Annotated in this window: 13 protein-coding genes and 1 pseudogene; 3 read left to right on the forward strand and 11 right to left on the reverse strand. The window is 34.0% G+C overall.

Going from position 1 to position 14,712, the window contains the following annotated elements:
* Nucleotides 1-198: T9SS type A sorting domain-containing protein (locus tag ACIQ2Z_RS06105; RefSeq protein ID WP_396183265.1), on the forward strand; the 198-nt coding region annotated here is incomplete at its 5' end.
* 83 nt (nt 199-281) lie between these two features.
* On the opposite strand, the gene ACIQ2Z_RS06110 is transcribed toward ACIQ2Z_RS06105, so the two are convergent.
* The 3 genes from ACIQ2Z_RS06110 to ACIQ2Z_RS06120 form a co-directional block, all read right to left on the reverse strand.
* Complete coding sequence (locus tag ACIQ2Z_RS06110) at nt 282-1,316, reverse strand: NADP(H)-dependent aldo-keto reductase (RefSeq protein ID WP_396183267.1); 1,035 nt, start codon at nt 1,314-1,316, stop codon at nt 282-284.
* 91 nt (nt 1,317-1,407) lie between these two features.
* Nucleotides 1,408-2,373, reverse strand: coding sequence for an OmpA family protein (locus tag ACIQ2Z_RS06115; protein WP_396183268.1), 966 nt, complete (start codon nt 2,371-2,373; stop codon nt 1,408-1,410).
* A 41-nt stretch (nt 2,374-2,414) separates the two neighbouring features.
* Nucleotides 2,415-3,176, reverse strand: a complete 762-nt coding sequence (locus ACIQ2Z_RS06120; protein ID WP_396183269.1) for an exodeoxyribonuclease III — start codon at nt 3,174-3,176, stop codon at nt 2,415-2,417.
* A 175-nt stretch (nt 3,177-3,351) separates the two neighbouring features.
* On the opposite strand from ACIQ2Z_RS06120, the gene ACIQ2Z_RS06125 reads away from it, so the two are divergent.
* On the forward strand, nt 3,352-5,148 hold the full coding sequence (locus tag ACIQ2Z_RS06125) for a GNAT family N-acyltransferase (RefSeq protein ID WP_396183270.1): 1,797 nt from the start codon (nt 3,352-3,354) through the stop codon (nt 5,146-5,148).
* A 37-nt stretch (nt 5,149-5,185) separates the two neighbouring features.
* Here ACIQ2Z_RS06125 and ACIQ2Z_RS06130 read toward each other — a convergent pair whose 3' ends face one another.
* The 8 genes and pseudogenes from ACIQ2Z_RS06130 to serS all read right to left on the reverse strand — a co-directional run bounded on the left by ACIQ2Z_RS06130 (nt 5,186) and on the right by serS (nt 12,590).
* Complete coding sequence (locus ACIQ2Z_RS06130; protein WP_396183271.1) at nt 5,186-5,473, reverse strand: TM2 domain-containing protein; 288 nt, start codon at nt 5,471-5,473, stop codon at nt 5,186-5,188.
* Between the two features lie 44 nt (nt 5,474-5,517).
* Nucleotides 5,518-5,952 carry a VOC family protein gene (locus ACIQ2Z_RS06135; RefSeq protein ID WP_396183304.1) on the reverse strand — a complete coding sequence of 145 codons (435 nt, stop codon included), beginning with the start codon at nt 5,950-5,952 and terminating at the stop codon, nt 5,518-5,520.
* Nucleotides 5,926-6,870 (reverse strand): annotated as a pseudogene (locus ACIQ2Z_RS06140) (2-hydroxyacid dehydrogenase); the annotation flags it as partial. The gene ACIQ2Z_RS06135 and the pseudogene ACIQ2Z_RS06140, both read right to left, overlap by 27 nt.
* A gap of 32 nt (nt 6,871-6,902) precedes the next feature.
* Complete coding sequence (gene mgtE / locus ACIQ2Z_RS06145; RefSeq protein WP_396183272.1) at nt 6,903-8,255, reverse strand: magnesium transporter; 1,353 nt, start codon at nt 8,253-8,255, stop codon at nt 6,903-6,905.
* Entirely contained in the window at nt 8,245-9,024 is a 780-nt protein-coding gene (gene rsmA, locus ACIQ2Z_RS06150; RefSeq protein WP_396183273.1) for a 16S rRNA (adenine(1518)-N(6)/adenine(1519)-N(6))-dimethyltransferase RsmA, read from the reverse strand. The genes mgtE and rsmA overlap by 11 nt, the downstream gene beginning before the upstream one ends.
* 40 nt (nt 9,025-9,064) lie before the next feature.
* Nucleotides 9,065-9,394: a DUF4286 family protein gene (locus ACIQ2Z_RS06155; protein ID WP_396183274.1), complete on the reverse strand. Its 330-nt coding sequence runs from the start codon at nt 9,392-9,394 to the stop codon at nt 9,065-9,067.
* 69 nt (nt 9,395-9,463) lie between these two features.
* Nucleotides 9,464-11,242: a tetratricopeptide repeat protein gene (locus ACIQ2Z_RS06160; RefSeq protein WP_396183275.1), complete on the reverse strand. Its 1,779-nt coding sequence runs from the start codon at nt 11,240-11,242 to the stop codon at nt 9,464-9,466.
* Nucleotides 11,243-11,318: 76 nt separating this feature from the next.
* Nucleotides 11,319-12,590 (reverse strand): serine--tRNA ligase, encoded by a 1,272-nt coding sequence (gene serS / locus ACIQ2Z_RS06165; protein ID WP_396183276.1) that lies wholly within the window; start codon nt 12,588-12,590, stop codon nt 11,319-11,321.
* 168 nt (nt 12,591-12,758) lie between these two features.
* Between serS and ACIQ2Z_RS06170 the strand changes: the two genes are divergently transcribed.
* A complete protein-coding gene (locus ACIQ2Z_RS06170; protein ID WP_396183277.1) occupies nt 12,759-14,711 on the forward strand; it encodes a M1 family aminopeptidase in 1,953 nt (650 codons plus the stop codon).
* Nucleotide 14,712: the final 1 nt, after the last annotated feature.

The following is a 14,712-nucleotide window of genomic DNA, read 5'->3' on the forward strand; positions in this document are numbered from 1 at the left end:
ACGATAAGAAATACTAATTTATTAAATTTAAATGAATTGTCTATTTATGATTCCATGGGAAAGAGAGTGGCTAATCAAACAATGGATGGTTTAGAATTAACTAATGTATCCATTGATAACCTTACTCCCGGTTTGTATTTTGTTTCGGTAGAATCGTTGAATGGGGCTAGTTTTAAGAGTAAGTTGGTGGTGAAATAATTATTAAAACATTAAAGAATAAGCTTGTTTTTAATGAAACTTATTCTTTACTGTTTTAAAATTTATCTCTTAATTTAAAAAAATCAAGGTGCCGGATTTGGAATCATTTCCTGTATCACGTTAATTTCTTTCAAAATCGCTTCAGAAAGAACAATGTTGTGAGAATCGATATTTTCTTTTAATTGTTCCAACGAAGTTGCTCCAACAATTGTGCTGGTAACAAACGATTGATGTTGCACAAAAGCCAATGCCATTTCGGTTAAAGTCAGGTCATTGTCAAAAGCTAATTCCTGATATAATCGGGTTGCTCTTGTTGAATTTTCTGAAGTATACCGTGTAAATTGAGGAAACAATCCTATTCTGGAATTAGGTTGGATTTCCGCCAAATGTTTTCCGGATAAAATACCAAATCCAAGCGGAGAATAGGCCAGTAATCCCACTCGTTCTCGCAAACAAACTTCTGCTAAACCTACTTCAAACAAACGATTTAATAGTGAATACGGATTTTGAATCGTTGCAATACGCGGTAAATTGTGTTTTTCGCTTTCGCTGATAAACTTCATCACTGCCCAAGGTGCTTCATTGGAAACGCCAATGTACCGAATTTTCCCTTCTTGAATCAGTGCTTCATAAGCGGTTAAAACTTCCGCAAAATTTTCCTGCCAATTGGTGTCAATTTTTGTTAATCCGCGTTGTCCGAACATATTCATTACCCGCTCCGGCCAGTGCATTTGATACAAATCGATGTAGTCGGTTTGCAGGTTTTTTAAACTCAACTCAACAGCTTCACGAATACTTTTAGATGAAAAATCCAAAGGCTGACGAATATACTCCATCCCGCGATTGGGACCTGCAATTTTTGTAGCAATAATCAAATCGTCTCTTTTGCCACGGTTTTTCAACCAAGAACCTATGTATCGTTCAGTGCTTCCCAATGTTGCTTCACGAGCTGCAATAGGATACATTTCCGCTGTATCTATAAAATTTATTCCGCTGGAAACAGCATAATCTAATTGTTGATGAGCCTCAATTTCGGAATTTTGTTCTCCGAAAGTCATGGTTCCTAAACAAATTTTACTGATTTTAAGAGAGGTATTGGGAATGGTGATGGTTTTCATTTTTATTTTTTGAGGTACTAAGGGACTAAGGTTCTAAGGGACTGAGGTAATAACCTTTGTGACTTAGAACCTTAGTGCCTCAGAACCTATTCTACAACTCATTCAACATTTTAGAAATCTCGTCTAATTTTGGTGTTAAAATAATTTCAATTCGTCGGTTTTTGGCTTTTCCTTCCGGAGAGTCATTTGACATTAATGGAGCAAATTCTCCTCTTCCGGCTGCCGTTAAATTTTGTTTATTTATGCCTTTATTTTCAGCTAAAATATTCACAATAGCAGTAGCTCTTTTCGTTGAGAGATCCCAGTTATTTTCAATTCCTCCACCTATTGAACCTACTATTTTGTCATTGTCGGTATGCCCTTCAATTAAAACAGAAATATCAGGGTTTTGAGCTAATACTTTTCCAACTTCTACAACGGCTCTTTTCCCTTCAGTTCCTACGGCCCAACTTCCGGTTTGAAATAGTAATTTATTTTCCATGGAAACATACACTTTTCCGTTTTTTTGTTCCACAGTAAGCCCTTTCCCTTCAAAACTATTCAAGGCTTTAGAAAGTGTTTCTTTCAATTTTCGCATGCTTTCCTCTTTCGAAGAAATTAGGTTTTCTAAATCAGTTACCCGTTGCGAACGCTCCTTTAAATCAGCTTGTAACTTGTTTAAGCGTTCTTGTTCTGCTAACAATGCTTTTTCTTTTGCGTCTAATTGTGCCAATAATTCTCTGTTTTTCTGCATGTTATCTTGCAAAGCTTTATCAGAATTTTTCTCCAAGGCGGTATAAGAAGCGGTCAATGTTTTTAAATTAGTAGATGCTGTTGCTAATTCATTTTGCAATTTGTCTCTTTCCGCTTTTATTCGGGCTAACTCATCCTGATTTGCTTTTAAATCAACTTCTAATTTATTTTTGGTCTTTTCTAAATCATGGTTTTTATCAGAAAGTTGACGTTGCTCTTTTTTCAAAGCCGCAAATTTGCTCTCTAATTCATTATACACTTTTTTGGACACGCAAGAAGTAGCCAAGGCGGCAACTAAAACTAGTAATGAAACTTTTTTAATCATTATTTAAAGTATTTGAGGTTTTTATTAATAAAATTATTGACTTATTCTATTTCTAATAGAATCGGACAATGGTCAGAATGTTTTGCTTCCGGAAGAATAACCGCTCTTTTTAATCGATTACGCATTGGTTCGCTCACTAAATGATAATCTATTCGCCAACCTTTGTTATTGTTTCTGGCATTGGCTCGGTAACTCCACCAAGAATATTGATGCGGTTCTTTATTAAAATGACGAAAACTGTCTATAAAACCACTTTTCATAAAACCATCTAACCAACGTCGTTCTTCAGGCAAAAAACCTGAAACTGTTGCATTCCGTATCGGGTCGTGGATGTCAATTGCTTGATGACAAATATTATAATCACCACCAATAATCAAATTGGGAATTTCGACTTTCAGTGCATTAATATACTGTTGAAATTCATCCATATAATTAAATTTATAATCCAACCGGTCAATATTGGTTCCTGAGGGTAAATATAAACTCATTACAGAAAAATCATCAAAATCAGCTCTAACATTTCGCCCTTCAAAGTCCATCGAGGCAATTCCTGTTCCGAAAACTACATTTTTTGGTTGAATTTTAGATAGAATAGCAACCCCACTATATCCTTTTTTTTGAGCCGGAAAATAATATTGATAAGGATAACCCGCTTTGGCTATTTCCACTGTAGGAATCTGTTCCTCAGTAGCTTTAATTTCCTGTAAACAAATCACATCCGGATTTGCCTGCTGAAGCCAATCTAAAAAACCTTTGGTAATGGCTGCTCGTAGACCATTTACATTATAAGAAATAATACGCATTTGGAATTTTCAGTAAAGTTTTTCAAAAATAGATAAAAACCTTGAGTATCAAAACAGACTGGTGGAATTATAATAAATGTTTAACAAGATGCTTGTAATTCGCTGCTTTTTAAATTTTACTTTCTCTATAATTACTATATTTGTTACTTCCATAAAAATAAACAACAAAACAAGTATGGGTTTAGTAACCGCTAAAGAAGTTGCAAAAGCAATAAATGTTGACAAATACGGTTTCGTTGGAACTTTCATTGGCTGGATTATTATGAAAGTGCTTAAAATATCTACACTTAATGATATTTATAACCGAAACAAACATTTAGCTGATGTGCCTTTTTTGAATGCTATTTTAGATGAATTTGAAATAAAGTTTGATATTCCAGAAGAAGATTTAAAACGTCTTCCGAAAGAAGGTCCGTATATCACCGTTTCCAATCATCCACTTGGAGGAATTGATGGTATTTTGTTATTAAAATTAATGTTGGAACGGGAACCGAATTTTAAAATCATTGCGAATTTTCTATTGCACCGCATTGAACCCATGAAACCTTATATAATGCCGGTCAATCCATTTGAAAATCACAAAGATGCTAAATCAAGTGTTTTGGGAATCAAAGAAACATTGCGTCATTTAAGCGATGGGAAACCGTTGGGAATGTTTCCGGCCGGTGAAGTCTCCACCTATAAAGACGACATATTAGTGGTTGACAAACCTTGGGAAGAAGGAGCAATTAAAGTGATACGTAAAGCACAAGTCCCGGTTGTTCCAATTTATTTTCATGCAAAAAACAGTAGATTATTTTATTTTTTATCTAAAATAAACGATACTTTACGAACAGCTAAATTGCCCTCTGAATTGTTAACTCAGAAAAAAAGAGTAATTAAAGTTCGCATTGGAAAAACTATTTCTGTTGCTGAACAAAATGAATATGAAAGCTTAGAATCCTATTCTGATTTTCTTCGCAAAAAAACATATATGTTGGCCAATGCTTTTGAAAAAGGAAATAAATTATTGGCTGCTCCTAATTTAAAATTCCCTAAAAGTCCTAAAGAAATCGCTAAACCGGCCAATCACGACAAAATTTTGGAGGAAATGGCTATGTTGAAAGAAAACAGTGATTATCGTTTGTTACAAAGTAAAAATTATCAGGTTTACTTGGTAACTGCTGATAAAATTCCTAATATTTTGCATGAAATAGGGAGATTACGTGAAATTACATTCCGTGCCATTGGGGAAGGAACGAATGAATCACTGGATTTAGATCAATATGATAAATATTATCACCACATGTTTTTATGGGATGACAATGCTCAAATGATTGCCGGCGCTTACCGCATGGGATTAGGATCAGAAATTTATGCTAAATATGGTATTGATGGTTTTTATTTACATGAGCTCTTTCGTTTTGAACCGGAATTATATGATATGATGAGCAAATCCATTGAAATGGGTCGGGCTTTTATTATCGAAGAATACCAACAAAAACCAATGCCTTTGTTCTTGCTTTGGAAAGGAATTGTTCATACGACACTTCGTTATCCGGAACATAAATTTTTAATTGGTGGGGTGAGCATCAGTAATCAATTTTCTGATTTTTCAAAATCGTTGATGATTGAATTTATGAAATCACATTATTATGACCCTTATGTGGCTCAATATATCCATCCAAAAAAAGAATATAAAGTTAAACTGAAAGATGCCGATAAAGATTTCGTATTTAACGAAACGGAAGCTGATTTAAATAAATTTGACAAAATCATAGACGAAGTAGAACCGGGCAATTTACGGTTACCGGTTTTAATTAAAAAATACATCAAGCAAAATGCTCGGGTAATAGCTTTTAATGTCGATCCGTTGTTTAATAATGCTGTTGATGGTTTAATGTACATTCGAATTTCCGACTTACCCGAAAGTACGGTAAAACCCGTGATGGAAGAATTTCAAGCGGAATTAGAGAAAAAAGAGAAAAATTAAAATAAAAAAAGTCCCAGTGAAGGGACTTTTTTTATAATTAAAACCAGGCTTTTTTATTGGCTTGATAGGTATTGTAAAATTCTTCATCTGTCTTTGTAAGATAAATTATTCCTTCTATAAATGGAATAATTCCTCCAATACCGCACGTTACGATAGAAATTACAATTTGAATAATTCCTTCATTAGTATATCCTAAAATAAATTTATGAACTCCTATTCCTCCTAATAATAAGGCTAAAACTCCTGCTAGGATTTTTTTGTTTTCTTGATTAGGCATTTCTGAACTTGGTGTATTCCAATCTTCTTTTGGTTTTGATGTTTCCATTTGGTTAGTGATTTGATTAAAACTATTTTATAAAAATATAAAATTTATTGAAATGCTTTATCAATTGGTTCCCAAAGTTCAATTTTATTTCCTTCCGGGTCTAAAATCCAAGCAAATTTTCCATAGTCATAAGTCTCCATATCACCTAGAATTGTTACACCTTCATTCTTTAATTCATCTAATAGATGCAATAAATTTTCTACTCTAAAATTTTGCATAAACTGTTTTTCAGAAGGCAAAAAATAAGTGGTATCGGCAGCAAAAGGGGACCATTGGGTTGAACAATCATTTCCCTCTTTATCTTTCCACCAAAAGGTAGAGCCGTATTGATCCGTTTTTAGTCCTAATTTTTCACTATACCAATCCAGTAATTTTTTGTAATCTTTAGCTTTAAAAAAGAATCCACCTATTCCGGTTACTTTCGTGAATTCTTGTTTCTCTTCTTTCGGAAGATAAATTGCTTTTATTTTGTCAACGATAACCTGAGCTAATTTTTCATGACTTTCAAAAGTCCAACCGGCAATATGTGGCGTGAGTAAAACATTCTCTGCTTTCAATAAATAGTCAAAGGCAGCCGGTTTATCACTTTCAAATAGCGTTTCAAAGGATAGTTTTTCATATTCCAGCACATCTAATCCGGCTCCTAAAATCTTTCCGGTTTGTAAAGCTTCAACTAAATCAGCTGTTACAACAGATTTTCCTCTGGCAGTATTCAAAAACCAAAACGGTTTTGCAAAGGCATTTATAAATCCTCGATTAACCATTTTATTTGTCTCGGATGTCCAAGGGGTGTGTAATGAAAGTATATCCGCTTTTTGTTGTAATTCTTTCAAAGAAACTTGTTTTGCATTTTGATTGCCAATGTTTGGAAGAATATCATAACAAATCACCTCAACATCAAATCCTTGCAATTTTTTAGCAAACGATTTTCCCATGTTGCCATATCCAATAATACCAACGGTTTTTCCTTCTAACTCATAACCGCGATGTCCTTCTCGAATCCAATGTCCGTCACGAACTGATAGATTCGCCTGATTTAAATTGTTCATCAAGGAAAGTAACATGCCCAAGGTATGCTCACCCACGGCATTTCTATTACCTTCCGGTGCAGCTATTAAATGAATCCCTTTTTCTTTGGCATAATCAAACTCTATACTTTCTAAACCCGCTCCAACCCGAGCAATAAATTGAAGATTTATCGCTTTATCTAAAAAAGTTTTGTCAATTTTAAAGCGGCTACGAATGACAATTCCTTGGTAGTGTTGGATTTTATTTTCTATTTCTTCTTTCGATGATTGATAATCTTGGTGATTGTTAAAACCGGCTTGTTCTAACTGATTCCACAACAAAGGATGGTTTGAATCAATATGAAGGATATTTACAGAAGCAGTTTTCAATTTGGTTTGAATTAGTAACTATTAATACCTTTTTAGAATCCTAAAATCATTTTAGCAATGGAAAAATAAATTAAAATTCCAAAAATATCATTGCTTGTAGTAATAAATGGTCCTGTTGCCAAAGCAGGGTCAATACCATATTTATTTAAAGTGATGGGCACAAATGTCCCAATAAGAGAAGCGATAACAATAACCGTAATTAACGATATGGAAACCGTAATTCCGATTATATATTCAACTCCAAGCAAAAAATGACTCCCTAATAAAAGAATTATGGATAAAATAAAACCATTAAACAAACTCAATTTCATTTCTTTAAACAAGCGTTGCCAAATGGTTCCTCCCAAGGTATTATTAGCTAAACCCTGAACTATAATTGCTGAAGATTGTACCCCTACATTTCCGGCCATCGCAGCAATTAAAGGTGTAAAAAAGAACAATACACCAAAATCTTTCATGGCTCCTTCAAATTGTCCGGAAATTTTCACGGCTATAAATCCTCCTAATAAGGCTAAGACTAACCAAGGTAACCGTGCTTTAGTAAGTTGGAGAATACTGTCATCCGCTTCAACATCCTGAGAAATACCGGCAGCTAGCTGATAATCCTTATCGGCTTCTTCTTTAATAACATCTATAATATCGTCAATCGTGATTCGTCCAACCAATCGCCCTAATTCATCAACAACCGGAATGGCTTCCAAGTCATATTTTTGCATGATACGGGCAACTTCAACATCCTTCGTATCTACTTTTACATAATCTACTTTTGGAATATAAATATCGCTAATGGGTGTTTTAGTCGATGTGGTTAATAAATCTTTCAAAGACAATCGTCCTTTTAACCTATTCTCATCATCAACAACATAAATAGAATGAACACGGGAGACATTTTCTGCTTGAATCCGCATTTCTTTCACGCAAGTAAGTACGGTCCAGTTTTCATTTACTTTCACCAACTCTTTTCCCATCAAACCACCGGCAGAATCTTCATCATATCGCAATAAATCGACAATATCTTTGGCGTGTTCAACGTCTTCTAATTCAGAAATTACTTGTTCTTTTCTTGCTTGTGGAAGTTCTGCAATAATATCTGCCGCATCATCCGTGGAAAGTTCATCTAATTCTTCGGCAATTTCTTTCGGTGATAAATCCCTTAATATTTTCTCGCGAACTTCTTCATCAAGTTCTAATAAAACTTCTGAAGTTGTTTCGCTGTCAAGAATTTTAAAAATATAACTTGCTTCTACATGGTCAAGTTCTTCCATGATTTCAGCAATATCAGCATAATGGATTTCATGGAGCAAATCGTGTAATTCCTGCTCCTTGTTCCCTTCAATTAATTGCTCAATTTGCGTGAGAAATTCTCTGCTGATTTTAAACTCCATCTGCGGCTATTTTTTGAGTGAGTTCAATAAATTGTTTGACTGAAAGTTGTTCCGGTCTGAGGTCAAAGATACTATCTTCTTTTAAATTATCACTCAATTGGTATGTTTTTAAACTGTTACGAAGTGTTTTTCTTCGTTGGTTAAAGGCGGTTTTCACGACGGAAAAAAACATTTTTTCGTCACACGGTAATTGATAATTTTCTTTTCTACGCAATCGCAATACCCCTGATTTTACTTTTGGGGGTGGAATAAAAACATGTTCAGAAACCGTAAAAAGGTATTCGGCTTCATAAAAAGCTTGGGTTAAAACAGATAGAATTCCGTAGATCTTTGTTCCTTTTTTTTCGCAAATTCGTTCAGCCACTTCTTTTTGAAACATCCCTGAAAATTCAGGAATTTGATGCCGAAGTTCTAATGTTTTAAAAACAATCTGGGTAGAAATGTTGTAAGGAAAATTTCCGATAATGGCAAAAGGTTCCGTTCCAAATACTTCTGAAAGGTTATATTTTAAAAAATCTTTAGCTATAATTTTTCCATCAAGTTTAGGAAAATGATTCTGTAAATAGGTTACTGATTCTGTATCGATTTCGATGACAAAAGTTGTAATTGGTTTTTCCAGTAAATATTTGGTCAGCACGCCCATTCCCGGTCCAATTTCCAAGACAGTTTGATACCCAACCAAAGTCAATGAATCGGCTATTTTTTGAGCAATATTTTCATTATTCAAAAAATGTTGCCCAAGGTGTTTTTTTGCTTTTACTTTTTCCATTTTTATTGGCGGAGTTGCTGAATTATCTTTGAATGTTATTTTACTGCAATGCAGATTTTGGAAAATGTTCACTCATCACTTGCAATTCCGTTCGGAAAGCTAACATTTTATCCGCAAATAGAGCAAGGCCTTCTTGTCTTAAACGAGGAGCGTCTTCTTGATAATAGCGTTCCAATTTTTCTTTACTCTCGGTTGTATATTGAATAGAATAGGTAACGCTTCCTTTGTCTTCTACCAATACTTTAACCATTCGGGCCGAGGTGAATTTTCCGGTTGCTAAAACATCATTAATGTGTTTTGTTTGCATCCATTTCATCCATTGGTCATGAACGCTTAAATCGATGTTGATGGTTACGTTGTATAAAATCATAATTATTTTTTATCAGCACCAATCATAGCAGAATGGAGCAAAATTGGACTAAAAATTTTATTTTTTGAATTACAAATTAGAGTCACCACGAAGTTGACGAAATTTCTTTCGAGCTTCAACATAATAAATACTGTCTTGGTGATTAAAAAGTACGGCTTCGTATAATGTTTTGGCTTTTTCAGGTTGATTGAGCTGTTTGTTATATAGTTCCGCTGAAAAAAACAATGCTTCATCTCTATAAATACTTTCCGGGAAATTATCAATGATTTGTTGGTAAAACGACAAAGCAGTGTTGAAATCGGCTAATTGTTCATAGGTTTTACCTATTCGTAACAAAGTAACATCTTCAATAACATCTCCTTTGTGTTCTTTTACTATTTGTTGAAATTGAACTAATGCTTCCTGATTTTTATTTTGAAATAATAAAAAATCAGCCTTTGCGAACTTCTTCAGTGCAATTTGGGTAGAATCGGCCACCGTATTATCATTTATCAACAAAAATAATTCTAAGGCATCATTCGCTATAAGTTGAGTGGATGCTGATTTCAATACTTTTAGTTGTGTCAAAGCCCAATTAAAGTCGGCTTTATAATAACTTGTTTTTGCTGCTTTTAAACTGGCTCCATGACCAAGTACGTCATTTTTTAAATCTTCCTCTATTTGAGTGTAATACAATAATGCTTGATTAAATTTTTCTTCATACAACAAAATATCCGCTAATTCCATTTTAGCTTCCGCTACTTGGAATTTATTCAATGGTAATTCCATCGCCTTTTGCAAAACTGCTTTACCGGCATCAGGCATTTTCAACTTGAAAGCGAGAAATTCTGCTTGCAGTCTTTGCAATGAAAGGGTATTTGGATTGACACCATATTGTTTCAATAAATTTTCAAGCTCAGCATTGATTGCAGCATAATCTGTATTTTTAGCTTTACTAATTTGTATACTCATTAAATAGTGGTGAGCATATATTTGCAAATCTAAATCCTGGGAGTTTTCTATTATAAAAGTCAGAATTTCTGAAGCAACTTCATTTTCGTTTTCTTCAATGGCCAACTCAGCAAGATTTACAATATTAGAAAAAGATTCAGGTTCTCTTTTATAAATTGCTTTTTCCTGAATAAATGCTTTACCATATTCTTTTTGTTGAACAAAAAACCAACTCAACATTTGATTCCAAAAAATATCCTGGTTTTTTTGCACTTGAACCAATAATGCTTTTCGTAGCATAGCATTAAACGATTCATCTGCATCCTCATTCATAAACCGCGACAACTGATTTTGAACCATTACAGTGTTTTGTGGGTTCTCATACATTTCCTCGAGGTATTTTTCAATCATTAAATCCGGTTTTCCCATTTGTCCGTACAACAATGCCATTTGATAATTGAATTTATTTCTAGGGTCTAAGGAAATGGCCAATTGATAGGATTGCAATGCATAATCTAACAATACTTTCTTTTCAAAAGCACCGGCGACACTATAAACATTTGATGTATTTTCCTTAATTTTTTCAATTGCTTCTTTGTAATTCAACTCGGCTTTTACTTGATTTTTTTGAAGTTGAAAATTATAGCCTAATTCTACATACATATTGGCCATTCTGTATTTGTCAATACGTTCTTGAATAGCCTTTTCTGCTTTATCAAATTGAAGTAGTTGTTGATGGCAATCTATAATCCGTTGAAAATAAATACTGTTTCCTTGTTGTACTTTGAGCAACTCCTCGTAACTCAACAATGCTTTTTCAAATTCCCCTCGGTCATAATAGTTTTGTGCCAACTGATCATTTTGAGATAAAACAATCGTTGAATATAAAAAAACCAAAAAGAGGATAATTTTCTGCATAGGACATAAAAAACAATGTACTAAAATAGCTTTTTTTTCGCTAATTAGTACATTGTTTGTATAAAGATTAACTTTTTTAGTTGATGATGTCAAATCCGGTGAAGGGACGCAACACTTCCGGAATAACAATTCCTTCTGGTGTTTGATAATTTTCAAGAATTCCGGCCAATACTCTTGGTAAAGCCAAAGAACTTCCATTCAAGGTATGGGCTAATTGGTTTTTACCCTCTTTATCTTTAAAACGCAATTTCAAACGATTGGCTTGGAATGTCTCAAAATTAGAAACAGAACTGATTTCCAACCAACGCTCCTGAGCGGTTGAAAAAACCTCAAAATCATAGGTCAGAGCAGATGCAAAACCCATATCTCCACCACACAAACGCAAAATTCGATAGGGTAATTTCAATTCCTGTAATAAAGTTTTCACATGTTCTACCATGCCATCTATGGCTTCATATGATTTATCTGGATGTTCGATGCGGACAATTTCTACTTTATCAAATTGGTGTAAACGATTTAAACCACGAACATGAGCACCATAAGAACCGGCTTCTCTTCTAAAACAAGGCGTGTAACCGGTACATTTAATTGGCAACTCATTTTCGTTTAAAATCACATCCCGAAAAATATTAGTTAACGGAACCTCAGCGGTTGGAATCAAATATAAATTATCGGTTGCGTCGTGATACATTTGCCCTTCTTTGTCAGGTAATTGTCCAGTTCCGAAACCGGAAGTTTCGTTTACTAAATGAGGCACTTGGTATTCCAAATAACCGGCTTCTGTGTTTTTATCTAAAAAATAGGTAATTAATGCCCGTTGGAGTTTTGCACCTTTCCCTTTGTAAACCGGAAAACCGGCACCGGTGATTTTTACTCCTAATTCAAAATCGATAATGTCATATTTTTTTACCAATTCCCAATGTGGTAATGCTCCTTCGTGTAAAGTTGGAATAGCACCTTCCTGATGAACCGTTAAGTTATCTTCGGGTGTTTTACCTTCCGGAACAATATCGGCAGGAGTATTTGGTATTTTATATAATTCTTCTGCAAGTGAAGCAGTATAAAACTCTAGTTTTTCTGATAATTCTTTGCTTTTTTCTTTTAACTGAACTGTTTTTTGTTTGACAATTTCGGCTTTTGCTTTTTCGCCCGATTTCATCATTTCGCCAATTTCTTTCGAAAGCAAATTGGACTCAGCCAAGATATTATCTAATTCTACTTGTGTAGTTCTTCTTTTTTCGTCTAAATCTAAGACATTATTAACCATACTTTGGGCATCTAAATTTCTTTTAGCCAAAGCTTTGATTACTTTTTCTTTATTCTCTCGAATGACTGTCAGTTGTAACATAATATGCTTTTTTTGCGAGCACAAATGTACGGAAATGTTTTGTAACGGTAAATGCTGATTTTAAAAATGATAAACACTAAAACAAGGTTTAAAAAAATGCTAAAAAAATCATCAAAAAATTATAAATCAATAAATTTTTCTACATTTGGTCTACAATTTCCAAACAAAATGAAAAAATACCTACTCATTACACTTTTAATATGCATCAATCCTTTATTCGCTCAAGACTTTTTAAAGGAAGTAGATGAAATTGCCGAAGCGGAATTAAAATCTTCTTCACAACTAGTTAATTTTCAAGCAAATCCAAATACTGCAAACTATGATGTTACGTATCAAAAATTAGAATTCACCATTGACCCGGCTGTTTATTTTATTAGTGGCAATGTGACGACCCAATTTTTGGCCCTAGAAAACATGAATACGATTACATTTGATTTAAGCAGCATAACTTCTACTTCAAATCAATATTATGCCAATAGAATAACGGTTGGTTCTGTGATGATGAATAACCAATCCGTAGCTTTTACTCACAATGTATTAACTAAAGAGTTGATAATCACGTTTCCATCAACGGTTAGTGCCGGAACATTACAAAGTGTAGCTGTTAGTTATGCCGGTGCTCCTGATACCACCGAACAAGGTTTTACTAAAAGTTCACATAATGGAACTCCTATTATTTGGACGCTCTCTGAGCCTTTTGGAGCAAGAGATTGGTGGCCATGTAAGCAAGATTTAAATGATAAAATTGATAGTTTAGATGTTTATATTACTGCACCTTCAGAATATATAAGCGTTACAAATGGTCTTGAAATGGGAATTGTCGACAATGGAAATGGCACAAAAACAACCCATTTTCAACACAATTATCCCATTCCGGCTTATCTAGTTGCACTTGCGATTACGAATTACAGTGTTTTTACACAACAATCAGGGACAGCACCTAATGAATTTCCTATTGTAAATTATATTTATCCTGAGAATTTGACTTCTGCACAAAATAGTTTAGCGGTTACCTTATCCATAATGGAATTGTTTGAAAATCTTTTTGAAACCTATCCGTTTTCTAATGAAAAATATGGTCATGCACAATTTGGTTGGGGCGGCGGAATGGAACATACGACCGTTTCTTTTATGGGGAGTTTCGGCAGAAATTTAATTGCACACGAATTGGCTCATCAATGGTTTGGCAATAAAGTTACTTGTGGAACATGGAAAGATATTTGGTTAAACGAAGGCTTTGCAACTTATCTTTCAGGATTAGTAGTAGAAGGCTTAGATGATGAAGCTTCTTTTGTGAATTGGAAAAATTCGATGATACAAAATATTACTTCTCAAAATGGTGGTGCAGTCTATTTAACCGATAGTGAAGCCTTAAATGTGAGCAGAATTTTCAGCAGCCGATTAAGTTATAATAAAGGAGCGATGGTGGTTCACATGCTTCGTTGGAAATTAGGTGATGCTATTTTCTTTCAAGCCTTAAAAAATTATTTAGCTGACCCTAGTTTGGCTTACGGATATGCAATTACCGAGGATTTACAATATCATTTAGAAAATGCGTCAGGAATTAATTTGACTGAATTTTTTAATGATTGGGTTTACAATCAAGGTTATCCTTCTTATACCTTAACCGTTGCAAACAACGCTGTGAATCAAGCCTTAATTACGGTAAATCAAACACAATCTAATTCAAGTGTTAGTTTCTTTGAAATGCCAATTCAGGTACGACTGAATGGTGCCGGGGGACAAACTTTTGACGTCGTTTTAAATCACACTTCAAACGGACAACAATTTATAGTTAATGTGCCGTTCCAAGTCACCAGTGCAACTTTTGATCCAAACAAACATATAATTTCTAAAAACAATTCAACTACATTAGGAATTAAAACAATAGATTGGTCAAATGTTATTCAATTACTTCCTAACCCGACTTCAAATTATTTAACCATTGAGGTTCCGGAAACCATGCAGATTGAAAACATTACCGTTTTCAACAATTTAGGACAAGTCGTTTCTTCATTCAACGAAAAAGTACTTATGGTTTCAAGCCTTTCAGATGGCGTTTATTATGTGAATTTAACTACCTCGGAAGGAACTTTTTATAAAAAATTTATAAAAAATTAAT

Origin of the sequence: Flavobacterium sp. (assembly GCF_044361015.1) — a bacterium.
In the GTDB taxonomy this organism is placed as follows: Bacteria; Bacteroidota; Bacteroidia; order Flavobacteriales; family Flavobacteriaceae; genus Flavobacterium.

What these genes read in the sequence shown, in the direction of transcription:
- rsmA (WP_396183273.1), bottom strand. Translation starts at nt 9,024, where the DNA reads ATGGAAAAAGTAAAAGCAAAAAAACACCTTGGGCAACATTTTTTGAAT.
- ACIQ2Z_RS06115 (WP_396183268.1), bottom strand. Translation starts at nt 2,373, where the DNA reads ATGATTAAAAAAGTTTCATTACTAGTTTTAGTTGCCGCCTTGGCTACT.
- ACIQ2Z_RS06110 (WP_396183267.1), bottom strand. Translation starts at nt 1,316, where the DNA reads ATGAAAACCATCACCATTCCCAATACCTCTCTTAAAATCAGTAAAATT.
- ACIQ2Z_RS06160 (WP_396183275.1), bottom strand. Translation starts at nt 11,242, where the DNA reads ATGCAGAAAATTATCCTCTTTTTGGTTTTTTTATATTCAACGATTGTT.
- ACIQ2Z_RS06125 (WP_396183270.1), top strand. Translation starts at nt 3,352, where the DNA reads ATGGGTTTAGTAACCGCTAAAGAAGTTGCAAAAGCAATAAATGTTGAC.
- ACIQ2Z_RS06155 (WP_396183274.1), bottom strand. Translation starts at nt 9,394, where the DNA reads ATGATTTTATACAACGTAACCATCAACATCGATTTAAGCGTTCATGAC.
- serS (WP_396183276.1), bottom strand. Translation starts at nt 12,590, where the DNA reads ATGTTACAACTGACAGTCATTCGAGAGAATAAAGAAAAAGTAATCAAA.
- ACIQ2Z_RS06170 (WP_396183277.1), top strand. Translation starts at nt 12,759, where the DNA reads ATGAAAAAATACCTACTCATTACACTTTTAATATGCATCAATCCTTTA.
- mgtE (WP_396183272.1), bottom strand. Translation starts at nt 8,255, where the DNA reads ATGGAGTTTAAAATCAGCAGAGAATTTCTCACGCAAATTGAGCAATTA.
- ACIQ2Z_RS06120 (WP_396183269.1), bottom strand. Translation starts at nt 3,176, where the DNA reads ATGCGTATTATTTCTTATAATGTAAATGGTCTACGAGCAGCCATTACC.
- ACIQ2Z_RS06130 (WP_396183271.1), bottom strand. Translation starts at nt 5,473, where the DNA reads ATGGAAACATCAAAACCAAAAGAAGATTGGAATACACCAAGTTCAGAA.